Annotated in this window: 21 protein-coding genes and 1 pseudogene; 10 read left to right on the forward strand and 12 right to left on the reverse strand. The window is 68.2% G+C overall.

The genetic code is table 11. From position 1 onward, the window contains the following. Positions 1-65 precede the first annotated feature (65 nt). A pseudogene (locus A9X03_RS22960) lies at positions 66-278 on the forward strand (hypothetical protein); the annotation flags it as partial. Here the strand turns inward: A9X03_RS22960 and A9X03_RS22965 are convergent. Then, positions 259-3,120, reverse strand: a complete 2,862-nt coding sequence (locus A9X03_RS22965; RefSeq protein ID WP_068263195.1) for an RND family transporter — start codon at positions 3,118-3,120, stop codon at positions 259-261. The pseudogene A9X03_RS22960 and the gene A9X03_RS22965 sit on opposite strands and share 20 nt — an antisense overlap. Next, entirely contained in the window at positions 3,113-3,493 is a 381-nt protein-coding gene (locus tag A9X03_RS22970; RefSeq protein WP_067753167.1) for a hypothetical protein, read from the reverse strand. The genes A9X03_RS22965 and A9X03_RS22970 overlap by 8 nt, the downstream gene beginning before the upstream one ends. Before the next feature lie 133 nt (positions 3,494-3,626). Here A9X03_RS22970 and A9X03_RS22975 point away from each other — a divergent pair, with 133 nt between their 5' ends. Both A9X03_RS22975 and A9X03_RS22980 read left to right on the forward strand, forming a co-directional pair. Continuing rightward, positions 3,627-4,844 (forward strand): sensor histidine kinase, encoded by a 1,218-nt coding sequence (locus A9X03_RS22975; RefSeq protein ID WP_067780237.1) that lies wholly within the window; start codon positions 3,627-3,629, stop codon positions 4,842-4,844. Further along, positions 4,817-5,506 carry a response regulator transcription factor gene (locus tag A9X03_RS22980; RefSeq protein ID WP_067753161.1) on the forward strand — a complete coding sequence of 230 codons (690 nt, stop codon included), beginning with the start codon at positions 4,817-4,819 and terminating at the stop codon, positions 5,504-5,506. The genes A9X03_RS22975 and A9X03_RS22980 overlap by 28 nt, the downstream gene beginning before the upstream one ends. Positions 5,507-5,509: 3 nt before the next feature. Here the strand turns inward: A9X03_RS22980 and A9X03_RS22985 are convergent, their stop codons facing one another. The 5 genes from A9X03_RS22985 to A9X03_RS23005 form a co-directional block, all read right to left on the reverse strand. Continuing rightward, positions 5,510-5,698, reverse strand: coding sequence for a hypothetical protein (locus A9X03_RS22985; RefSeq protein ID WP_231975444.1), 189 nt, complete (start codon positions 5,696-5,698; stop codon positions 5,510-5,512). 241 nt (positions 5,699-5,939) lie between these two features. Continuing rightward, a complete protein-coding gene (locus A9X03_RS22990; RefSeq protein ID WP_067780190.1) occupies positions 5,940-7,298 on the reverse strand; it encodes an SRPBCC family protein in 1,359 nt (452 codons plus the stop codon). Between the two features lie 9 nt (positions 7,299-7,307). Continuing rightward, positions 7,308-9,068 (reverse strand): amidohydrolase family protein, encoded by a 1,761-nt coding sequence (locus tag A9X03_RS22995; RefSeq protein WP_067753152.1) that lies wholly within the window; start codon positions 9,066-9,068, stop codon positions 7,308-7,310. Positions 9,069-9,183: 115 nt separating this feature from the next. Next, positions 9,184-10,320, reverse strand: a complete 1,137-nt coding sequence (locus tag A9X03_RS23000) for a phosphotransferase (protein ID WP_067753149.1) — start codon at positions 10,318-10,320, stop codon at positions 9,184-9,186. Between the two features lie 110 nt (positions 10,321-10,430). Then, entirely contained in the window at positions 10,431-11,051 is a 621-nt protein-coding gene (locus A9X03_RS23005; protein ID WP_067753146.1) for a TetR/AcrR family transcriptional regulator, read from the reverse strand. A 78-nt stretch (positions 11,052-11,129) separates the two neighbouring features. Between A9X03_RS23005 and A9X03_RS23010 the strand changes: the two genes are divergently transcribed. Next, positions 11,130-12,260: a hypothetical protein gene (locus A9X03_RS23010; protein ID WP_067780192.1), complete on the forward strand. Its 1,131-nt coding sequence runs from the start codon at positions 11,130-11,132 to the stop codon at positions 12,258-12,260. Beyond that, entirely contained in the window at positions 12,257-13,342 is a 1,086-nt protein-coding gene (locus A9X03_RS23015) for a phosphotransferase family protein (protein WP_067780194.1), read from the forward strand. The genes A9X03_RS23010 and A9X03_RS23015 overlap by 4 nt, the downstream gene beginning before the upstream one ends. Here A9X03_RS23015 and A9X03_RS23020 read toward each other — a convergent pair whose 3' ends face one another. Both A9X03_RS23020 and A9X03_RS23025 read right to left on the reverse strand, forming a co-directional pair. Next, positions 13,343-13,783 (reverse strand): ATP-binding protein, encoded by a 441-nt coding sequence (locus tag A9X03_RS23020; protein WP_068263207.1) that lies wholly within the window; start codon positions 13,781-13,783, stop codon positions 13,343-13,345. A gap of 56 nt (positions 13,784-13,839) precedes the next feature. Further along, entirely contained in the window at positions 13,840-14,217 is a 378-nt protein-coding gene (locus A9X03_RS23025) for an STAS domain-containing protein (RefSeq protein ID WP_067753137.1), read from the reverse strand. A 358-nt stretch (positions 14,218-14,575) separates the two neighbouring features. On the opposite strand from A9X03_RS23025, the gene A9X03_RS23030 reads away from it, so the two are divergent. The 3 genes from A9X03_RS23030 (at position 14,576) to A9X03_RS23040 (ending at position 17,284) form a co-directional block, all read left to right on the forward strand. Continuing rightward, positions 14,576-15,700 (forward strand): catalase family peroxidase, encoded by a 1,125-nt coding sequence (locus tag A9X03_RS23030; RefSeq protein WP_304442439.1) that lies wholly within the window; start codon positions 14,576-14,578, stop codon positions 15,698-15,700. After that, complete coding sequence (locus A9X03_RS23035; protein ID WP_067780197.1) at positions 15,697-16,275, forward strand: cytochrome b; 579 nt, start codon at positions 15,697-15,699, stop codon at positions 16,273-16,275. Before A9X03_RS23030 ends, A9X03_RS23035 begins: the two co-directional genes overlap by 4 nt. 115 nt (positions 16,276-16,390) lie before the next feature. Continuing rightward, positions 16,391-17,284: a fructose bisphosphate aldolase gene (locus tag A9X03_RS23040; RefSeq protein ID WP_068263196.1), complete on the forward strand. Its 894-nt coding sequence runs from the start codon at positions 16,391-16,393 to the stop codon at positions 17,282-17,284. Between the two features lie 50 nt (positions 17,285-17,334). On the opposite strand, the gene A9X03_RS23045 is transcribed toward A9X03_RS23040, so the two are convergent. The 3 genes from A9X03_RS23045 to A9X03_RS23055 all read right to left on the reverse strand — a co-directional run bounded on the left by A9X03_RS23045 (position 17,335) and on the right by A9X03_RS23055 (position 20,768). After that, a complete protein-coding gene (locus A9X03_RS23045) occupies positions 17,335-18,423 on the reverse strand; it encodes a DUF190 domain-containing protein (protein WP_068263199.1) in 1,089 nt (362 codons plus the stop codon). A gap of 78 nt (positions 18,424-18,501) precedes the next feature. After that, positions 18,502-19,674, reverse strand: coding sequence for a sulfotransferase (locus tag A9X03_RS23050; protein WP_068263201.1), 1,173 nt, complete (start codon positions 19,672-19,674; stop codon positions 18,502-18,504). After that, positions 19,671-20,768: a DUF1214 domain-containing protein gene (locus A9X03_RS23055; protein ID WP_067753121.1), complete on the reverse strand. Its 1,098-nt coding sequence runs from the start codon at positions 20,766-20,768 to the stop codon at positions 19,671-19,673. Before A9X03_RS23055 ends, A9X03_RS23050 begins: the two co-directional genes overlap by 4 nt. Before the next feature lie 59 nt (positions 20,769-20,827). Here A9X03_RS23055 and A9X03_RS23060 point away from each other — a divergent pair, with 59 nt between their 5' ends. Together A9X03_RS23060 and A9X03_RS23065 are read left to right on the forward strand one after the other, a co-directional pair. After that, complete coding sequence (locus tag A9X03_RS23060; protein WP_067753118.1) at positions 20,828-21,412, forward strand: TetR family transcriptional regulator; 585 nt, start codon at positions 20,828-20,830, stop codon at positions 21,410-21,412. 185 nt (positions 21,413-21,597) lie between these two features. Beyond that, on the forward strand, positions 21,598-23,016 hold a 1,419-nt coding region (locus A9X03_RS23065; RefSeq protein ID WP_068263204.1), incomplete at its 3' end, for a pyruvate kinase.

Here is a 23,016-nt window from a genome sequence, read left to right on the forward strand (position 1 = left end):
GGTGAACACGTGCAGCCCGATCTGCCGGGCACGTTCCATCAGCTTCCACAGCGCCGCCCCCACCGGCGGTTTGGGCGACGCTGCAGATGGATCCGTGGATGAGGTTCCAGAACTCGGCAAAGGTCGCGCAGCTCTACATGGACAACGACCCGCAGAACCGGATCAACCGGATGGTCCGGGCCCAAGCGCTGCCGCCGGGGCGCGGTCTGATGGTGGGCGCCGACGGCGACGTCGAAGGTGTGCTGGTCGGGATGCCGGCTACCGCGCTGCAGCAGTAGCGGCCGTAAGCGGCCGCCGCAACGGCGTTTTCACCCCAACGCCGACCCGGCGAGGTAGCCCGCGCGGCCACCAGAACCAACGGCCCAGCAGCGCAACGATGGACGGCACGACGAACGCGCGCACGACCAGGGTGTCCAGCAACAGCCCGACCGCGATGGTGCTGCCGATTTGAGCGATGCTGAGCACGCTGCTGCTGAGCAATGCCAGCATCGTCAGCCCGAAGACGATGCCGGCCACGGTGACCACCCCGCCCGTGCCACCGAATGCGCGGATGATGCCGGTCTTGAGGCCCGCAGACGCTTCGTGTTTGATGCGCAGCGCCAGGAGGAGGTTGTAGTCCGCGCCGACGGCGATCAGCGCGATGAACGCGATCGGGGCGACGGCCCAGTGCAGATCGTGGTGGAGCAGGTGTTGCCAGATCAGCACGCTGGCCCCGACCGCCGACGCGTACGAGGTGACGACCGTCCCGACGACGACCAATCCCGCGACTGGGCTGCGCAGCATCGCCGTGACGATCAAGAAGATGAGGACCAGCGCGGCGCCGACCAGCAGCTTGGTGTCGGCTGCGACGAAGCGCTGCAGGTCGGCAGTCACCGGGCCGACGCCGGCAAGGTCGACCTCCACCGGCGTCAGGGTGCCTTCCTTGGTGGCCTCTTTGATGGCGGCGCGGACCAGGTCCGCCCGCTCGGCGCCGTCACCGCCCCACTCCGAGCCTTCGCCATAGACGAGTAGGTAAGCCGCGCAGCCGTTTTCGGAGAGCAGGTGGCCCAACGCGGCGGTGTAGCGCGGATCCGTCAACGCCCGTTGCGGCAGGTAGAAGTCCGCCGCCGCACTGCCCTGAAACTGGGTCGCGATCTCGTCCAGGTAGTCGGTCAACTGTCGCATTTGCGGTCCGAGGGTGTCCGACAGGCTCAGCAGGTCATGGGTAGCCGAACGTGCCTGCGCCAAAGCGGCTTTCATCGACGCGACGCTCTGGGGCAGGCTGGCCATCGCAGCGGCGGCCGTGTTGGAGCCGCTGGTCAACTTCGCGGTGCCCGCGTCCAGGCGTGCCGAGGTCTGCACCAGGCTGTCGACCGGCTGAAGCACTCGATCGACCGTCGAGCAGATGGGATTGCCCGCACAGTCGGGGGTCCGCCCGACGAAGTCCCGCAACGGGTCGAGATAGCCGGACACGGTCGTGACGTTGCGCTGCAGCCCGTCCATACCGGCGCGCATGTCTTCGGCGGCACCGGACATGTCGGCCAATCCCGCACTGCCACCGCGTAGTCCATTTCCGAGGCCGTCGATGGCAAGCTGCGTCCGCGCCAGCGCGCCGTCCAGTTCGGAGACCCGCTTCAGGCGTTGGGCCAGCGAGTCGACGGTGTCCCCGAACTGACGCCCGAGCACGCCCGCCTGATAGGTCAACGTTGCCTGTTCGGGAACCTTGCCGTCGGGCCGGCTGGCGGATTGCACCGCGCGCACGCCCGGTACGGCCATGATGTGGCGCGTGATTCGCTCGATGGCTATCAGGCCGGCCGGGTTGCGCAGGTCGTGGTCGGCCTGGATCGCGATGACATCGGGCAACAGCGCATTGGCGGCGAAATGTCGGTCGGCACTGACGTAGCCGCGGTTGGAGTCGGTCGACGACGGCGTGGCGGCGGGTTCGTTGAAGCCGACCCGGAATCCGCCCAGCGGTAGGGCAATCAAGAGGGTTAACCCGCCCGCGGTGGCCAGGATCGGCCCCGGCCAGCGCGCGACCGCCGTGCCGACGCGCCGCCAGCGTCGCGCCGTCCTTGACGGGCGAGGTTCGAGGTAGCCCCGCCGGATGGCGAGGCTCATGAGTGCGGGCGTCAGCGTCAGCGCCGCGACCATAGTCACCACAATGCCGATGGCGCAGGGCAATCCGGCGCTCCGGAACGACCCGACATTGGCGAACACCAGGCACGCCAGCGCCACCGACACGGTCAGCGCCGACCCGATCACGACGGGGGCGATGGAACGGTAGGCCTGCGTCAACGCCTCGGTCGGTGCGACGCCGCCGCGGCGCGCCTCGTGGTAGCGGCCAACCAGAAAGATGGCGTAGTCGGTGCCCGCACCCAGCGTCATGGCCGCCATGAGCGCAACCGAAAACAACGATACTTCAACCACATTGGACTGGCCCAGGGCGGCGACGACGGCGCGGGCCAAGGCCAGGGCGAGCCCGACGGAGATCAGCGGAATTCCGGCCGCGATCGGGGATCGGTACACCATCAACAGCAAGAGCAGGATGAGACCGATGGTGGCGGCGGTGATTCCGAGCATCTGTCGATCGATCGCGGAGAATTCGTCGACGATGGTGGCGCCTGGTCCGGTGACATGGGCTTCGAGGCCGGCCGGCGGCGCGAGCTTCTGGATGGTGGCGCGGACAGCGTTCACCGAATCGCGCGCCTGCGCCGTGCCCAGCATTCCGGCCAGCCGGACCATGACGCTGACGGCTCGCCCGTCGGAGCTCTGCGCACCGGCGGCCGTCGCGGGCTGTGACCACAGGTCCGTCACCGCATAGACGTGCCGCCGGTCGGAGCCCAGCGCCGCGGCCAGCGCCTCATAGAACTGCCGGTCGCGTGGGGTCAGCCGTTGATTGCGTTCCAGCACAACGTAAACGAAGTTGTTGCTCGGCGTCTGGTCGAACAGCTGAGCGGCACGCGAGGCCGCGACGGCACTCGGCGCGTTGGTGGGCATGAAGGATCGGGCATGTGAGTCGACCACCCGCTCGAGTTGGGGAACGGCCAGGTTGGCGGCACCGGCCGCCAGGACCCACAGCCCGACGATCAGGACCGCGTACCGAGCGGTGAATCGCGAGATCAGTCCCGGAATGTCATGCAACGGTCTGCCGATCGCCGCTCGGTCCGCCGAAGAGACCCACCGCCACATGTTCGCCGCGCGTCAGCGAGCGCACTCGCAGCGACCGCCGGGAGCCGATCCGCACCAGTGCGTGCAGCCCGGGTTCGGCGGTTTCGAGATCGGCCCGCACCTGTTCGGCAGCCACGCCCTCGTGCGCGGCCTGGTCCAGCTTGGCCACCAGCATGGTCATCCAGCGCTGTCCCAGCGAAAGCAGCAGGCCCTCCTCGTCACCGAACAACCGGGATATCTCGGGTGAGTCGGCGACCACCGCGAGCGCCCGCTCGGCGTCGGCCTCGGCGGCTTTGATCACTTCGGCCATGAAGGCCATTCGGTCGTGCAGCAGTGTCCATGTCATGACTGAAACGCTAGGAAAACGGTGACCCCTTGCGCGTCGTGCCGAAGTGCAGTCTTTGCCTCCTACCACGGGCGGAGGCGATTGCCGACCACGGCATGATGTCCGCAGGTGGCGCACTCTTTACGATTGGACGATGTTGCGTGCTGCAACGGGATACCTGCGCGAACAGTTTCGCCGACGCAGTGAGCTGATTCCGGTCGGCATCACCTGGGCGTCGTTCGTAGCCGTCGACGCCACCGAGGTGGCGGGCGGGGTGATCGCGATTCTGCAGCGGCCCAACGCTGACCTCCCCGTCGCGGTGGCCGCGTTCGCGTTGTCGATCTCACCCACGTTGTTGTTCTTCTTCCGCAACATGAAGCTGAGTCCGCTGCTGATGTGGGCGACCTGGTCGACGGCCACGGCCATGCTTCTGTTCGGAACCTCGACGCCCATCCACGCCGATTTCGCTCCGGCGCTGCTGGTGATGATGGTGCTGTCGGTGACGACGCTGACCTCCGTCATGGGTGGCCTGTTGGCCGCCGCCTCGGCGGCGGCCATGCTGCTCGCCGCGTCCGCGCTGCACCGCTTGGACGCGGTGGTGCTGTACCTGGGTTTCGTCGGTGCGGGCTGGCTGCTCGGCTACATCATGCGGACTCAACGGCTGCTGCTGGCCGAACAGATCGAGGCGCAGAAGCTGTTGGCCGAGCACGCCGCCGCCGATGAGCGGCGTCGCATCGCCCGCGAGGTGCACGACGTGATCGCCCACTCGCTGAGCATCACCCTGCTGCACGTGACCGGTGCGCGCCGAGGACTGCAGCAAGACCGCGACGTCGACGACGCGGTCGAGGCGCTCGAACAGGCCGAGCGCCTGGGCCGGCAGGCGATGGCCGACATCCGCCGCACCGTCGGACTGCTGGACAACTCGCCGACCAAGGCGGCCCAAACGACGCCCGAACCCGGGATGGACGATGTGGGGGTCCTGGTCGCGGACTTCCAGCGGGCCGGCCTAAACGTGACGCTGAGCATCGACGGAGCCACCGAACGCGTCTCGGCAGCGGTCGGTCTGGCGCTGTACCGCATCGCGCAGGAATCGCTGGCGAACATCGCCAAACACGCGCCCGACTCGAAATCGGCGGTGACGCTGGCGGTCTCGTCCGCGTCGGCGAGGATCACAGTCGACAACCGGTTACCGGTGGCGATCGCGGCCCCGCAATCCGCCGAGGGCCGCGGCCTGCGTGGCATGCGCCAGCGCGTCGAGCTGCTGGGCGGGGCGATCGACGCCGGGCCGACCGAGGATGGATGGTCGGTGCGCGCCGACATCCCGCTGCACGAGGGTGACACCGGATGGCGCCCGTGGTGGTGCAAGGCGTGATCCCGAACATCGCGGAAATCCCCGAAATCAGCGTCCTTCTCGTCGACGACCAGGACCTGGTGCGGTCGGGGTTGCGCCGGATCTTGCGCCGCAAGGACGGCTTCGTCATCGTCGCGGAATGCGCCGACGGTGACGAGGTGCCGGCCGCGGTCGAAGCACATCGACCCGATGTGATCGTGATGGATCTGCGCATGCGCCGGGTCGACGGCATCGAGGCGACGCGCCGGCTCGGGGGGACGCCGCCGGTCCTAGCCCTGACCACCTTCAACGAGGACGAGTTGCTGTCCGAGGCGTTGCGCGCCGGGGCGGCCGGGTTCGTGCTCAAGGACTCGTCCGCCGAGGAACTGATTCGCGCCGTGCGCGCGGTTGCCAGAGGCGACAGCTACCTGGATCCCGCGGTCACCGCGCGCGTGCTCACCACGTACCGCAAAGCCGCTCCCGGTCCGCGCGGCACGGCGATCGGCGGATTGACGACTCGCGAGCTCGACGTGCTCACGTTGATGGGCAAAGGTCTGTCCAACGGCGAGATCGCCGACGAGCTCTGCATTTCCGGCGTCACGGTCAAGAGCCATATCGGCCGAATTTTCGGAAAACTCGATCTGCGGGATCGGGCGGCGGCGATCGTGTACGCCTACGACAACGGCATCGTCGTTCCGCGCTGAGCGCTACAGAGGCGCGCCCTGCTCCGCCAGGTTCAGCATGGCGTACGCCATGCACATGAGAAGGTTCAGCACCACCAGGACCAGCCCGGCGAAAATCAGTGAGCGGGCACCTTGGCGCTTCAGCCGCTTGTACCGCGCGGCCCGTGTTTCACGGTCGAGCTGCAGAGCGATGAGCGCGAAATTGACGTCCATCACTTCATGGGCCGCCAGGGGCGCCCCCGCCAGCATTTCCCGGACACGGTCGGGTGCCGTTCGGACACCGACGCGTTCGAAGTTCTGACACATTCGGCGCGCGCGTCTTCGCGCGAGTGGTTCATATCGCATCTGCAGCTGATGCGCGAGTTGCCCTCTGTCGTCCCCCCACGGGTTTGACGGGGTCATCACGAGATGGATTCTAAATCCCATCGGACCGATTACGGCGTGTCTACACGGATTATGTTGTGGGCGATTGATTCGCCGTGCCGCCACTCATCCGCTCGGATTGGGATAGGTCCAGATAGCGCTCCAGGTTGCGATGCATATTGATGACCCGCCGCTCCTCGCTGGACAGCACCAAGTGAGTGAAGCCCGGTTGGTGCAGGCCGCGCTGGAGGCCCGCGAGCACCTGGATGTCCTGCGTGAGCACCACGCCGGGCTCGGCCTCGCCGGCGGTCACCCGGACGTCGGTCGGCTTGGCGCGCGGTGAGCCGGGCGGCATTCGGGTCATCAAGAACATCACCAGCTCACCATGATCCGGATCGGGGCCGGGCCGCGAGCACATTACGGTGAGGTGGTCTGCGTTGGTCAGCAGCGTCATGTTGGGGAAGACGTTGTACTGGTGCAGCCGGGTGATCCGGTCCGTGTCGGCCCAATCGAGGTCTACCCCGCGGCTGGCGGCAAACGCCCGGGTGTGCTCGGCGATCAGGTCCTGGACCGTCTGCCCGGGCCGGCGTTCGCCGGCGGGAAAGGGCGTGAGCTCGGCGGCGCCCATCAGCGCGCCCTGCGTGTACACATAAGCGTCCCAGACCTCTTCGTCGCTGAGCCGGCCCTCGAAGCGGGGGCTCTGCACGCCGTAGGGTTGGTCGGATTTGCCGGTGTGACCCCAGATCTGTTGGGGCGCATGAATGTCGTCGACGCAGCGCAGCAACTCGGGGTGCAGCGTCTGAATGTGGTAGGTCTCGCTGTAGCCGTCGGCGATCGTCTTCCAGTTGGCGTCGACCTCGACGGTCAGGGTCGCGTAGCAACGGAAGTCGCTGAGCCGGCACCAGGCGATGTCGTCGGGCACCGCCTCCAGATACTCGAGGAGCGGCATCGCACCGAGGTCGAGGTTGACGAAGACCAGTCCGGCCCAGCTGTCCACCCGGACCGGCACCAGCGGGAAGTCCGACATCTTGAGTGACCCGAAGCCCTTGCGGTTGGGCACCCGCTTGAGCGTGCCGGCCAGGTCCCAGGTCCACCCGTGATAGCCGCACTTGAGCTCCCGCAGCCCGGAGCCCGAGCCCACACACACCGAGTTGCCGCGGTGGCGGCACGCGTTCTGAAAGGCGCGCAGCACGCCGTCGCCGTCGCGAATGATCAGCACCCCGTACGGTCCGCACCGGTACTCGAAGTAGTCGCCGGGCTCGGCGACGTGGTCCACCATGCACGCGAGCTGCCAGACCTTCGGCCACATTCGCGCGACCTCGAGCGCGGCGAACTCCGGCGAGTAGTACCGCTGCGCCGGCACCAGGGTGGGGCTCTCCGGCGGGGTGCCGATCGCGTCCTCTCCAGAAGGGGGGCAGGTGCGGGTCTGGTTGCCGGCGGGCGCGTTCATGCGCGGGCCCTAACGCGCTCCCCGCACCAAACGGCCGGGGCGCGCCCCGGTGTCGACGTCGTGGCGCCGCGTCACGGTCCCGCTGACGATCGTGGCGGCGTAACCGCTGGCTCCCTGCAGGATCCGGTTGCCGCCGGCCGGCAGGTCGAAGGCCATCGCCGCGGGGTGCAGCGTCAGGGCGTCCATGTCGATGACGTTGATGTCGGCCTTCTTGCCCTTCTCGATGGTGCCGCGGTCGGTGAGGCCGAACAGGTGGGCCGTGTCGCGCGATTGCTTACGGATCACGTACTCCAGCGACAGCTTGTCGCCCCGGCGCCGGTCGCGGGCCCAATGGGTCAGCAGGAACGTGGGATACGAAGCGTCGCAGATCATCCCGCAGTGGGCGCCGCCATCGGAAAGCCCGAGCACACCGGCCGGGTGCAGCAGCATTTCCCGGATCGCGTCGCAATTGCCGTCGGCGTAGTTGAACAGTGGCAGCATCAGCATGGCGGTCGCGTTCCGCTCGAGCATGAGGTCGTAGAGCGTGGACAACGGGTCCTCGCCGCGGGCCGCAGCGATGGCGGCGACGGTGCGTTCGGGGGTGGGCTCGTAATCGGGCGGATCGCCCAGCGCGTACAGCCGCTTGAGCGAATGCTGCACCAGGGCGAACATCCCGTCGAACAACAGCGTCGGGTCGGCGGGCAGGTCCTCATCGGCCAGGATGGCGGCCTTCACCGCCGGGTCGGCCAGGCGCTGCGCGAGTTCTTCGCGGCTGCATTCGGCCGCCAGCCGGCGGTAGGTGGGCCGGTGGCTGAAGCCGTGATGACCCTGGAACCCGATCATCATCCCGAACGGTCGGGCCGCGACCTGCGGGTAGAGGCGGGCGCCCTCGGCGTGCGCGTCGGCGGACAGGTCGAGCATCTCGCGCCACAGGTTGGGATCGGCGTCGACCTGGATCAGCGCGAAGGACACCGGCCTGTCGATCTCAGCGCTCAACCGGCGCATCCAGTCCAGTTCTTTCTTGGGCGCGACGATGTCCTCGCCCGCGGAGCCTTGCGGCGCCAGCTCGAAGACGGCCTGACCACCGGCGGCCATGGCCCGCCCGAGCCCGAACAGCTCATCCTCGGCGGCGAACGTGCCGGGCACCGGTTCACCGTCCATGGCGCGGTGCCCCATCGTGCGCGACGTCGAAAACCCCAGAGCGCCGGCCTCGATCGCCTCCCGGACCAGCCGGCCCATCGCCTCGATGTCGTCGGGCGTCGCTGGTTCGTTGCGGGCCCCGCGCTCGCCCATCGCGTAGGCGCGGATGGCGCCGTGCGCGACTTGGCTGCCCACGTCAATGGAGAACTTCTGCTTGCCGATCGCGTCGAGGTATTCGGGATAGGTCTCCCAGCCCCAGGTGATGCCCTCGGTCAGCGCGGTGCCGGGGATGTCCTCGACGCCCTCCATCAACTCGATCAGCCACTGCTCGGTGCCGGGCCGCACCGGGGCGAAGCCCACGCCGCAGTTGCCGGTCACGATGGTGGTGACGCCGTGACCGCTGGACGGCTCGAGCAGGCCATCCCAGCTCACCTGGCCGTCGTAGTGGGTGTGGATGTCGACGAAGCCGGGGGCCACCACATGCCCCGTGGCGTCGATGGTTTCGGCGGCTTCCCCGCCCAGCGCCGGGTCGTCGGCGCCGCGGCGGACGACGTCGACGATTTTGCCGTCCTTGATGCCGATGTCGGCGTGATAGCGCTCCGCGCCGGTGCCGTCGACGACGGTGCCACCAACGATCTTCAGGTCGAACATGTGACTCTCCTTGCCGGAACGGGCAACAGGCGCGAACGAGACTGGCAGCATTACGCTACGGCTAGTAGCGTAACTCTTGCGGCGGGCATCGCAATAGGTTGGGGCGATCTTTCTGTCAGAGCGAACTCTTCAGCGCCGAGACCGTCTCCAGATCGTCGAGGGCCACGACACCGCGCCGCAGCCCTTCCATGGCGACGTCTTCGACCTGCATGCCGCCCATTCCCGCGGTGATCAGGGGGGCCACGTAGGCGTACAGCGCTGCCTGGCGGAACCGCAGCCACAGGTCATCGCGGTCCAGGGTCGGGCCACCGGCCGCCGCGAGGGCACGGCGGTAGTCGTCGAGCAGCTCGCGCTGGGTCGCTCGGCGGTCCTCGGGGTCGAGGCTGGTGATCAGCGTGTAGGCGAGCTCGCGCGACGGGTGCCCGCGCCGCACCGCCTGCCAGTCCAGCAGCCCGGCCTTGCCGCCGTGGAAGTACATGTTGCCGGGGTGGGCGTCGCCGTGCATGACGGTGTGCGGGGGAGTGTCGATGAGAGCGGCGACCGCGCGGTAATTGTCGGCGATGAAACGGCCGTTCTCGACGGGGATCTCGGTGCGGTCGGCGAGGCGCTTGATCGAGGCGTGCATCAGCGAGCCGGTCAGCAGGGAAGTGACGTCGCCGGACGGCGTGTAGAGCCAGCCCAATGGACCGCGCCCGTCCCGGGGCAGTCGCTCCCAGAAGGTGGCGTGCAGGTCGGCGAGCAGCTCGACGATCAGGCTGGCCTGGTCGGGCGAAAGGGGATGCAAGGTGTCGGGGAACTCGCACGACTCGACCGGGAGGTCTTCCAGCACCACCAGGTAGCGTCCGGTCCACGAATCGAACGCGGACCCGTAGGAATACGGGGCGCCGACGACCTGCGGGGCGAGCTGACGGTAGAACCTCACCTCCGTGTGCCCGAGTCGGCCCAGCTCGCCCATCAACCGGGTCGCCGCGGTCGTCGCCGCGAGCTTGACGAACACCGAGTCGGGGACGTTCTTCCCCGTCAACACCAGCCGTGCCCGCGCCGACGTGCCCGCGTCGCTGCCCAGAAGCCGGACCGATCTGACGGCGGTGCCCATGATCCTCGACAGCACCGCCGCGTCGATGTCCTGCGCCCGGCGGGGGAGCCCGACCCGACCACCCACCACCGCGTCGGTGGCCACCCGGCCCATGCCACGGCCGAGGTGCGCGGCCAGGCCGGCAACCGATAGCGCCTGCGTCACGGGGTTGTTCATCGCGGTCGTTCCTCAGTGGGGGATGTGTCACCCGCGCCGCGAGCCGTGGGACATCGCGGCACGGGGTCAGACAAAAATACTTGAACGTCTCGACATCAGACAATACTTAGTTATTGTCTGATCTGTGGTACCAGGGCTCGCACCACGAACTGCTCGACGAACCGGCGTTTGTCGGCGGTCGTGCGGTACCGCCACGAGGGCGCCAGCAGAAACAGCGTGGTGGCGTGCAGCCACTGCACCACCGACCGCGGATCGAGGTCGGCGTGCAGGCGGCCGGCGGACTTCCACCGATCCAGCAGCGGTTGGTAATGCCGCAACAGGGTCTCCACGATGGGCTCCGACCCCTTCTCGAGGGCCGTCGCCACCGCGGTGCTCTCGGCGGCGAACAGCGCCTCGTTCAGGGGATCGCCGTCTACCGACTCGACGCGGGCCAGCACCATCTCCGGCACCGACCGCACGGGATCGTCGGGGGCGGCCAGCGAGCGCACCAACGCGCCGAGCGCGTGGTCGACCCGCTTCAGGATCAGGCCCAGCAGGACATCGTCACGTCCCGGGAAGTACCGGTACACCGTGGACCGCGACACTCCGGCCTCGTCGGCCACCTCACCCATCCGGAACTGGGTGTTGCCGCGTTGCACGATGCAGCGGCCGGCGGCGTCCAGGATGCGCCTGCGGGCCTCCTCGTCATCGAGGATCGCGCGGTCGTCGCCCCACCGGCGGCTCGGCTCCATGGCGCAGATGTTACGGGATGCGCCGCGCAGCACAACGAATTCCGTTGCGAATCAACCAAATCGCTCGAGAGGACAGCCATGGTGTATTCCGCCGCCGACGAGTCGTTCACGCACCAGCTTCCGACGACGTTCGACGCGGTACACGACAGCGACCCGACGTGGTCGGATCGCTGTTACTTCTTCGCGGCGTCGCCCGACGGCACCATGTTGTTGGCAAGCGGTTACGGCAACAATCCGAACACCGGCAGTGGGCTGGGCTATGTCAAGGTGAGTCTCGCCGACGGCAGGCACTGGGATCTGTTGGCGGGTAAGCCCATCGCGGGCGGCGATCGAACTGAGCTCAGTGCCGGGCCGATGCGCTGGACTTGCGTTGAGCCCCTGAAGAAGTGGCGGCTTGACGTGGAACCCAATGGTTCGGGGATCGAGTGGGAGCTTTACTACCAACCCAGCGCGCCGATGTGGGAGTTGCTGCCCATGAAGGTGATGGGCGACGACGGCCGGGTGCTCGCCGACATGTATCACATGAAGGAACCGGGCCGGTGGAGCGGCTGGGTGCGGATCGACGGCGAACGGATCAGCGTCGACGGGTTTCACGGCGGTCGCGACCGCACCTTCGGCGTGCGGGTGTCCGACAGGATCGACTTCTGGCTGTGGCTCGACGCGGGCTTCGACGACCACGCGATCGAGGCGTGGGTCATCGAAACAGCCGACGGGACAGTGCAATACGTCGACGGTGGCATCACCTATGCGGATGGAACACTGTCAAAGCGGTTCGTCAAGATCGAACACGACGTCGAGTTCGACGGCGCACGCAAGCGGCCCGCCCGCGCGGTGCTGGTCTTCACCGACGAGGACGGCGAGACCCATCGAGTCATCGCTGACGCGCCGCATCAACACGTCAACGCCTACTACGGGCTGCCGATGGCGCACTGCCAGTACGAGGACCTCGGCGCCGGGGCTTACTTCATCCATTTCCATTGGGACAGTGGCAATTCCGAACAGCTTGTCGAGACGGAGGGTAAGTCGATGGCCCTTGACCAGCTTATGCGCTTCGAGCGGGACGGCCACACCGGTTGGGGCGTATTCGAATTACTGCTCGGCGGTGCCGGTTACCGGCGGTATCCGAATTGGACGGCGATGGACATGTCGGCGTTCACCCAGGACAGGACGCCGGTCGAGCGCCTGTCGGCCGAAGGGGCTCGCCAGTGACCGTGGCCGCCGACTTCGGGGCGCGGCTGAAGGGCTGGCTTCGCACCCGACTGCCCGACTCCGACGATGTCCGCGTCGAGGGCCTGGACCGGGTGAGCTTCGGCCATTCGGCCGAGATGCTGATGCTGACCGTGGTCACCGGCCACGGCGATCGGCGGGCACGCCAAGACCTGGTGCTGCGGCTGCGGCCCAGGCCGCCCGCGCTGCTGGAGCCTTACGACCTCCCGCGCCAGTTCCGCATCCTGTCCGCACTCCAGGACACCGGGGTCCGCGTGCCGCGGGCGCTGTGGCTGGAAGAGACCGGCGAGGTGTTGGGCCGGCCCTTCTTTGTAATGGAACGCGTCGCCGGCGACGTGTACGAGATGCAGGCGCCCGCCGGCGTCGCGGACGAGACCGTGGTGCGGATGTGCCGGAGCCTGGTCGAGCAACTCGCCGCCATCCATGCCGTCGACCTCGCCCGGACCGGGCTCGATTCGCTCGACGACGGCGGGACGCACCTCGAGCGAGAACTCGACCACTGGGCCGCGGAGATGGACCGGGTCAAGCGTGGTTGCCTGCCCGCCCTCGAACGGCTTCACCGGGGGCTGCGGGAGAGCCGGCCGGCGCCCTGCCCGACGGTCACGCTGGTGCACGGGGATGCCAAACCGGGCAACTTCGGCTTCACCGGCGGCGAGGTGAGCGCTGTATTCGACTGGGAGATGAGCACGGTCGGCGATCCGCTGACCGACATCGGCTGGCTGGAGATGCTGTGGGCGCAGCCCGTCGGCATCAACAGCCATCCCGCAGCGCTCCCGATCGACGCCCTGCTCGCCCACTACGAGCGGACCAGCGGCATCAAGCTGCAGAACCGCGAGTGGTACCGCGCCTTCAACGCCTACAAGATGGCCGTCATCTGCCTCATCGGGGCGATGCTCGTCGAGGAGGGGCACAGCGAGGATCAGAAGCTGGTTCTCGCCGCGTACGGCACCTCGTTGCTGACCAGAGCCGGCCTCGCCGAGCTCGGTATCGACGAATCCCTCGACGACGGTCCGGTCCTGCCGCGCGAGGACCGCATTCAGCAAGTCCTGGCGCAAGCGACGTAGTTACGAAGCGTCGGGCCGTCCCGTGAGGTCAGTCCACGTCATCGTGACGCGGGTGCCGTGGGGTGTGCGGTCGATGGTCACTTGGTCCGCGAGGACCTCCATCAATGGGATGCCGCGTCCCCGGAGCTGCTGCCGGGGAGCCGGAATTTTGTGGCGCCATCGCCCGCGATCGCCGACGGACACGGCCAGGGTGTCAGACCGGCGGTCATAGGCCGCGCTCACGTCGAGCGTCCCGGGCTGCGAGGCGTTGCAATAGGCGAATTCCGCGGCGTTGGCGATGGCTTCGTTCACCGCCAGCAGGACGTCGCTGAACCGGTCGGAACTGAGGGTGAAATGCGTCTCGAGCCAGAGGCCGAACTCGGCTCGGGTCCGAGCCGCGCTGCGCGGGTCGGCAGCCACGCGATTCCGCGCGAAGCGGGACCGGTCGTCGGTCTGTGACACGTCATGCGACTGATCAGAGCGCCCCATCGTCTCCAGTTGTGCCCCCATCTCGAGGTTCACCCACCAGCGATGCCGCTCAGCGCGTCGTCGAGCGAGCTGTAGAGCGAGAGCACGCTGTCGATTCCCATCAATTTGATCGGCCTGCTGGTCGCCGAGCCGTTGGCGACGACCGCGAATTGCGTGGGCGGCTCGGTCTCGGCCTGCGCCGTGACCAACACTGTCATCCCGGCGGACGCCAGGAAGTCCACTTTCGACAGGTCAACGATCAGCGCGGCGGGTTTGGTCGCCATCGCGGTCTGGATCGCCTCGGCCAGATGCGGTGAGCTGAGCATGTCCACCTCGCCCGAGACGGTGAGGACGACCGCCTGTTCTACCTGTTGTTTTCCCACTGAAAAAGCGGTCGGGTCTATTGGATCACCGGTTAGTTCGCCCATGGTCTATTCACTCACATTCGGTCCCGCGCGGGACCCGTTAGCTCTCAAAACAGCCACTGCCAGCCCGGGGGCTGCTGGTTCAACCCCACGGAAAGCGCTTGCCCGTCGGAGGAGACACACTCCATCGATCTGCGCTGCTAGCCACAGATGCAGCCGCAAGTTCTCAGTAGATGGTATGTCACTTCGCGAACCACCCCCAAAACGAGTGAACGAATGACACCCCCGCGCCGTCCTGTGAGTGTGTGCGACGGTCATCGCAAAAGTTGCGCGCGCGTTCGGCCCATGCGTGAATTGCCTGCACCGGATTCGTGTCCAGCCTGGGCCGTGTGGCCTGCAGAAACGCGGAAGGGCGGTGGCCGTGGAGCCCGGTGATCACGAAGGCCCGCAGGACGACCCGCCCGGCGATGTCGAGCGCACCCGGTCCCTCGCCGAAGCCCTGACCCGGCGGAGCGCATTGCTGGGCATGGGAGCGGTGGCCGGCATCGCCGCGGTCGACGTCGGTGGGTTCGCCTACGCGGGCGGCTGGCTGCGGCCCGGCGCGCTGACGCCGCCCCGGTTCACCGACCGCTTCGAGCATGTCTACGGGCGTCACGAGGGTTTTCGGCGCAACCACGCGAAGGGGCTCAGCGCGTTCGGAACGTTTGCTAGCACGGGGGCGGGGGCGGCGGTCTGCCGGGCCGGGATTTTCCGGCCGGGGAGCGTGCCGGTGATCGGCCGGTTTTCCCTGTCGGGCGGTCTGCCGGATCAGCCTGACATGCCGACCACGGTCCGGGGGTTGGGCCTGCTCTTCCAGGGTCCCGACGGCGAGCAATGGCGCACCGCGATGATCAACATCCCCGTCTTCCCGGACAGCACTCCGCAGGGGTTCTACGACCGGCTGCTCGCGTCCAAGCCTGTGCCCGAGACGGGCAAGCCCGACCCCGCGAAGATGGCCGCCTTCCTCGACCGCCATCCGGAGACCGTCGCTGCCATGAAGGTCATCAAGGGCGCGCCGCCGAGTGCTGGGTTCGCCGACAGCACGTATCGCGGGTTGAACGCGTTTCGATTCACCAACGGCGCCGGTGCGACCGTCTCCGTGCGCTGGTCCGCCGTTCCCCAGGAAACGGCGGCCGTCCCGGCGGCGGCCGGCAAGGACTACCTGTTCGACGACCTCATCCGCGCGCTCGCGCAGCGCCCGCTGAGTTGGCGGCTCGTGCTCACGATCGGCGAGCCGGGCGATCCCACGCACGACGCCTCGAAGCCCTGGCCGTCGGCCCGCCGCAGCATCGAGGCCGGCACCATCACCGTCACGGGCGTGCAGACCGAAGCGCCGGGCAACGCCCGCGACATCAACTTCGACCCCCTGGTCCTGCCGGATGGCATCGCCGCCTCCGACGACCCACTGCTGGCCGCAAGGTCGGCCGTCTACGCCCGCTCGTTCACCCGCCGCGCCGAGGAGCCCAAGACGCCCAGCGAAGTCGACGTCTCCCGGGTGCTGCGGTGACGGCCGGCACCGCCGCGGCCCGGTTCGCGCTGCCGTCCCGCCTGTTGCACTGGCTGATGGCGCCGATGGTCATCGCGCAACTGCTGATCGGCGTCACCATGGTCGCGGCGCTGAGCTACTACCCGCTGCTGCTGGCCATCCATCGGCCCCTGGGAGTGCTGATCCTGATCTTCGCCGTGGTCCGGCTGGCGAACCGGCTCAGGCACCGGCCCCCACCCTTCCTGGCCACGATGAGCGGCGCGGAACGGCGCATCGCGACGTGGTCGGAGCGCCTGCTCTACGCCCTGCTGCTGGTGCAGCCACTGACCGGGTGGGCGATGCTGTCGGCGGCACGGTTCCCCGTCACCCTGGTGGGCCCGCTGCGGCTGCCCGGCATCGCGCCGCACAGCATCGATGTCTTCGCGGTGCTCCGCGAGTGCCATGGCGCGTTCGCGTTCCTGCTGTTCGCAGCGTTTACCGCCCACATGTGCGCGGTCCTCTTCCACACGCTCGTTCTGCGCGACCGGCTCCTCGACCGCATGGCGCTGTGGCGCGTCAGACCCGCCGCCCCCCGGCCAGACCAAGCCGACCTGTGACGGCCTGCCTTCTGGGACTTTGATCGGCCGAATATGATCGGCACGATTATTTGCAGGGCGCGAGCACCGCAGGGGCCGTGACCGTACGGGGACCACGAAGGAGTGGGGAACTTCCATGCCAAACGAGAAGCAAGCGGACCGGATGGCGTCGGGGAAGGGATTCATCGCGGCGCTCGACCAGAGCGGCGGCTCGACGCCCAAGGCGCTGCGCCTCTACGGCATCGAGGACGACGCGTACTCCTCCGAGGAGGAGATGTTCGACCTCATCCACCAGATGCGGTCGCGGATCATCACGTCGCCCGTATTCAACGGCGACCGCGTGCTGGCCGCGATCCTGTTCGAGCAGACCATGGACCGCGAGATCGAGGGCAAGCCGTCGACCACCTACCTGTGGGAGACCAAGGGCGTGGTGCCCATCCTGAAGATCGACAAGGGCCTGGCCGAGGCGTCGGATGACGTGCAGCTGATGAAGCCGATCCCGGGGCTGGACGAGTTGCTCGAGCGCGCCGTGGGCAAGGGCGTCTTCGGCACCAAGGAACGGTCGGTGATCGGGGGCGCCAACGCGGGGGGCATCGCCGCCGTGGTGGCCCAACAATTCGAACTGGCCCACCGGGTGCTCTCGCACGGTCTGGTGCCCATCATCGAACCGGAGGTCACCATCTCGATCTCGGACAAGGCGGAGGCCGAAGGCATCCTGCGCGACGAGATCACCAAGCAACTCGAGAACGTGCCCGCGGGTCAGCGCGTGATGCTCAAGCTGAGCCTGCCCACCGAGGTCAACTTCTACCGCCCCCTGATCGAGCACCCGAAGGTCATGCGGGTGGTCGCCCTCTCCGGTGGCTACTCCCGCGAGGAAGCCAACGAGCTGCTGGCGAAGAACACCGGGTTGATCGCCAGCTTCAGCCGCGCCCTCACCGAGGGGCTCGCCGTCGACCAGTCCGACGAGCAGTTCAACGCCACGCTGGACAAGGCGATCCAGTCCATCTACGAGGCCTCGGTCGCCGGCTGACCTAATCGCGGTGCGACCCGCGTCCGCTCGGTCCGCCGCGCTCGCGATCGCTAGTAGCGGTGGCGGGCCATGCGCGGCGGGCCGTCGCCGGCGTCGTGTTCGTCTGACACCACGGCGGGCACCATCTCGCTCGTCACCAGCCCGTCGTCGCGGGTCAATTCGTCGACCACGTCGAAGGATTCGGCGATGTGGGCCGGGGTGTCGACGAGGATGGTCACCACGGGGACGCGCCGACGCAGCGAGAGAAACTTGTCGCCGTGCGGCCGATGGTCTCCGTGATATCCCCAGATGCCACGCAGCACCGTCGCGCCGTCGGGCGTGTCGCGCTGACACAGCTGCTGCACGATCGCGCGGTGAATGGGCACCCCGTCGACCAAGGCCGACTCGGATGTGTAGACGGTCAGTTTCTGGAAGAGCGACAAACCGCGTTCGTCGACCCCGGGCAGCGCGTGCGGCCGCTCCAGCAGTTCGCCGTCGCGTTTGCACACCCGGACCCGCTCCAGCGTGAACATCGGCTCGCGGAGCAGCCCGGCGAGCTCCGGCAGCACGCCCGCGATGCGCTCACCGGATCCGACGGCCACGATCATCATCGGCACGTTGGCGTTGCGACCGAAGAAGCGGGCGCGATGCCGCTGCCCGTGGCTGACGCCGTCGACCCCCAACAGCACCGAGGCGCCGGCGATCCGGCGCCGATGCAGGAGGTCGCAGACGGCGACGTAGGCCGGGGTGCCGTTGACGCGTTCCTTGCGGCCGACGTACACGGTCAGCTTGACGGCTTCGCGCAATTCCTCGGGGAGTTCCAGCGGCCCCGGGAAGGACCCGCCGTCGCGCAGCAGCCGCGCCCGCTCGACGGTGACCAGGCCGCGCTGCTTGATGGCGAGCACCGAGTCGAGCAGGGCCTCGATCTTCGCCCTGGTGTCGACCGCCACGATCGCGACGGGCGGATCCTCGGACAAGGTCAGCGACTCGTCGGTCCTCAGGTAGCGACCGGTACCGAAACCACCGGCGCCGCGCAGCACCACGCCACAGGCGATGCGGTGCCGGCCGTACAGGTCGAGCAGCACGTCGGAGACAAAGCCCGCGTCGGTCCGCCGGCGCTCGGCCAAGTAGGTGGTGAGCTTCAGGCAGTCCTCGTCCATGGCCGCTCCCGTCGCTTTGCGGCGATCCTACTCGGTTGGAGACCTCAAGCGTCGCAACGGTGTTCGCTGCGACCCGGCTCACCGCAGGTTTTCGGTCGGCACCGCGTAGCGGTCCTGATAGGCGCGCACCCGCTCGCGCACCTCGCCCGCCTGCAGGCCGGTGTCCGACCAGGTGTAGCGGCCGCGGCCCCCATCGCCGGGGTGGGCGGCGAGAAACTCGCGCATCTGCTGCTCGGCGTCGGGACGCAGCTCGCGGTCGAGCCGTTGGTAGATGTCCTTGATCGTGGTCCATGGGTCGGTGATGAAGTCGGTGTATTGCACGTCGATCACGCGGTCGGCCGGCACGGCGCCGCTGTCCCGCAGGGCCATCTCGCGCTCCAGGCCGACGACGATCTCCTCGTAGGACTGCGCCGCACACTCGGCGATGCTCGATTCGCCGCTGCACATCCGGCGCAGGTGGTGGGTGAGGGCCGCGATCGACGAGATGACGTTGAGCGGGTCACGATGCGTCTGCACGATCAGCGCGTCGGGGTATTCGGCCAGCAGCGTGTCCAGCTGCCACAGGTGCGCGGGCGACTTCAGCAACCACTGACCGGCTACGCCGGATTGCAAGTGCTGCAGGAAGATTCGGTGATATCGGTATGCGCCCGCGTGGTCCGCCTCGTAGAGCAGCCAACGGTAGTAACCCGGCAGGCGGTACTGCACCGAAAAGATCATGCTGACGAACTCGCCGGCCGTGATGCGCACACACTCCTGCCCGACGAGCGCGCCCATCGGATGAAAGGCCAGGAACCCCGGCATGATCTGCTCGGACATTTCGATGCTGGCCTGCGCCTGCGCGATCCGCGGATCGTCGTGATAGGTCTCCGGTTGTGGAACGGGGCAGGGTTCGTCGACCTCCCATGTCAGCGGGGCGCGCAGCGCGGGATCCTGGGCGAGCAGGTCATAGAGGATCGTGGTCCCGGTGCGTGGCTGGCCGACGATGAAGATCGGCGCCGTGACCGGTTTGGCGGCGATCTCGGGATGCTCTTTGCGCGAGGCGATCACACCGAGGCGGTTCTTCAGGGCCCGCATGATGTCGAGGTGCGCGATCTCCACCCCGATGTCCGACAGTCGCGCGTCGTTGATCAGCCCGTCGGTGAGGCGGTGCAGCCCGGGCCGCCAGCCCTCGGCGCCGAAGTCGTCGCTGCCGACCTCCTCGCAGGCGGCGGCAATCAGCCGCTCGGGGGCGAATCGATCCTGCAGTGTCATACGGCCTCCTCGCATCGGCGCACCGACACCTTCACGTCGGGCGGGCTGGGGTTGTCCAGCCAGCGCAGGACGACGAACCCCCGATGCCGGCCACCGGTGTCGAGCCAGTGGCCCAACCCGAAGTCGTTCGCGGAGATGGCGATCCGCACCCGGCCGTCGCCTTCGGGGGCCGCGCCACGGTTGGTGACCGAGCTGTGCCGGGCCCGCGGCTCGAGGCACTCGTGCCAGATGCTTTCCAGGGTGACGTTCCAGTACCGGGTGTCGGGTGGGGCGATGTCGAGGACCAGGGCCTCGTCGGGCTCCAGCCGGAAGGTCCCGATCATGTACAGGTTGTCCGGGGTGGTGTCCGCGGCGCCCAGGTTGGCGGCCTCGGCGGTCAGCAAGGTGTTGGGCATGTCGAGCAGTTCCGGCTTGATGGTGCGGTGCAGCGTCGTCAACTTCATCAGTGACCAGGCCATCGCGGTGAACTGATCTGCGAGCTCGGCGTCGGTCAGCGGGACCAGCGGGGCGGGGTCCAGCGCCTCGATGCGCAGGGTGGCGAGTTCCTCGTGCGCACGGTCGCCGATGTACTCGCGGACCACCACGGATGAGGCGTCGTCGGGGATGCGCACCCACTGGGCGCCGGCGAGTTCGGAGGGTTGATCCGCGGACAGCACGACCGCGAATTCGCCTGAGGCCAAGGCCAAGTCGACGTCGCTGACATACCCGGCCATGCGCCGCGGCGTGAGCCCCGTCCCGGCCAGGATCTGCAACCCGAGGTAGGCGCTGGTGCCCCGGGAGCCGGTGATCCGGTAGCTCCGGTCGCCACGGATCATCGCCAGGTAGTAGTTGCCGTCCGGATTGGGGCCGCCGACCATCCGGTTCGCCGAACACATATCGAAGAAGGTGGGCCGGTCGGCATCGGACTCGACCGACATCTGTGCACACAGCGACGAGACGCGGGCGATCATCCGCAGCCCTTCTAGCAGCTCCCGCTCGGACTCGGCGTCCTCGGTGACGATCTTGGTGACGTCGGCGACCATCTGCTGGACGAACTGCCACGCGGCCCGCGCCTTCGAACCGGGCTGATCGGACGAATCGGTGTCTTGAGACATCGTCTCATGCTAAGACTATGTCTTACGACTTGGACGTGATTTGCGGAAAAGGTGGGGGAATGGCTGCCACGGCATCGTTGGCCGAACGCAAGCGAACGGCGATGCGCCAGCGGATCGCCGGCGCCGCGGCTCAGCTGGTAGCCGATCGCGGCTTGGCCGGCACCACGGTGGACCGGATCGCCGACGAGGCCGACATCGGGCGCGCGACCTTCTTTCGCTATTTCAACTCCAAGGAAGACGCCGTCGCCGAGGGCATGACCGTCCATTGGCTCAACCGGATCACCGACGCCCTGGCGGCCCAGCCTGCGCGCCTGAGCGCCACCGATGCGGTCGTCGGCGCCTTCTCCGAGCTCGCGGGCGGGTTCGCCGACATCGAGGACCAGATTCGCGAATTGGCCGTCCTGACAAGGTCTTCCGACACATTGGACGCCTGGACGCTGCACATCTACGTGCGGTACGAGCTGGCGATCGCCGATCTGATCGCGCCGCGACTGCCGCGATTGGCCCCGCAGGACCCCAGGCCCCGCCTGATCGGCGCGCTGGCGATGGCGGCCGTGCGCATCGCCCTCGACGATTGGCTCAGCCATGGCGGATCCCTGCCCGACCGGGTGGGACGTGGCCTGGCGGCGATCACGGTCGGATAGCCAACACCTCACGGCCGCTTACCCCCACCGCGGCCCCATCAAGGGACCTATTCCCCTGTGTTGACCCGCAGCCGGCGAGTAAATTCGCTGTGTACCTTGATGATTCGCGCCCTACGCGTTACGCGAACGTTAACACTATGTGGCCGTGGGCCGCCGAGCTGGGAGTTGTCTTGTCTGCTGAGCGCATGGTCGATGCTGCGCACCCGGCCCCGCCCGACGCCGGCGAACCCGAGGTCCGTCGGCGGCTGGCGGCCCTGCTGGCGCAGATCGACGGCCTGCTGGCAAGCCTGCGGGAGGCGGAGATCTCCTGGGCGCGGTGGCTGCCGGCCATTGCGCCGGAGCACCGCGCGAGCGCACGAAACCTGTTGCACTACTGGGCGATCCGCCAATTCGACCTGCGCGAACTTCAGTCCGGCCTCGCGGAGTTCGGCCTGTCGTCGCTGGGTCGCAGCGAAGCCCACGTCCAGGCCACGCTCGCCGCGGTCCGCGCGGCCATCGTGGCCATGGCGGACGGGGGTTGGCAGCCGCCGGCGCCGTCCGCGGTCCCCATCGAGCTGGGGCCGAAGATCCTGCGCCAACACAGCGTCGAGCTGCTGGGGCCCCGGCCGGCGCATCGGATGACGCGCATCATGGTCACGCTGCCGACGCAGGCCGCAACCGACCCTGACCTGGTACGCGAATTGGTGCGGCGAGGCATGAACATCGCGCGGATCAACTGCGCCCACGACGATGCAGATGCATGGCGAGCCATGGTCGGCCACGTCCGGGACGCGGCCGCGGAGGCCGGCACCACGTGTCTGGTCGCGATGGATCTGGCCGGGCCGAAGCTGCGCACCGGGCCGCTCGAGCCGGGACCCCGGGTGGTCAAGCTTCGACCACGACGAGATCAGCTCGGCCGGGTCGTCGCACCGGCGCGGGCGTGGATGACCTCGATCGAAGAACCCGCCAACCCGCCGGAACCGGGCATGACCGTGTTCACGGTGCCGGTGCGGTGGCTCGCCGGCCGCCGTCCGGGCGACATGCTGGTGCTCCGGGACGCGCGAGGGTCCCAACGGCGCCTCGTGCTCAACGACGGCACCGAGCCCACGGGACGTGGCTTCGTCGTGACGACGCAGCAGACCACCTACCTGGTGACGGGGACGGTGCTGACCACCGAAGACGAATCGGCGCGGGTGGGTCCGCTCGCCGCAGCGGAGCAGAGCTTGGTGGTGCGCGCCGGAAGCCTTCTGCAACTGACCCGCGACTGTTCACCGGCGCCGGTTGGCGGTGGTCAACCCGCCGCGCGCATCGGTTGCACGCTGCCCGAGGCTTTCGACCATGCCCGGGCGGGGGACGCCGTTTACTTCGACGACGGCAAGATCGGCGGCCGCGTCGTGTCCGTCGCTCGCGACGTGCTCACCGTGCGCATCGACCGCCCGGAGCAAGGGGAGGCCCGACTGAAGGCGGGCAAGGGCATCAACATGCCCGACACCGACTTGCCGATCTCGGCGATCACCGACCGTGATGTCAGCGATCTCGCCGCCGTGATCGAACTGGCCGACCTGGTGGACTTGTCGTTCGTCCGTAACCCGGCCGACGTCGACCGGCTGTTGGCTGAGCTTGAC

It is taken from the genome of Mycobacterium sp. E1715 (assembly GCF_001667625.1).
In the GTDB taxonomy this organism is placed as follows: Bacteria; Actinomycetota; Actinomycetes; order Mycobacteriales; family Mycobacteriaceae; genus Mycobacterium.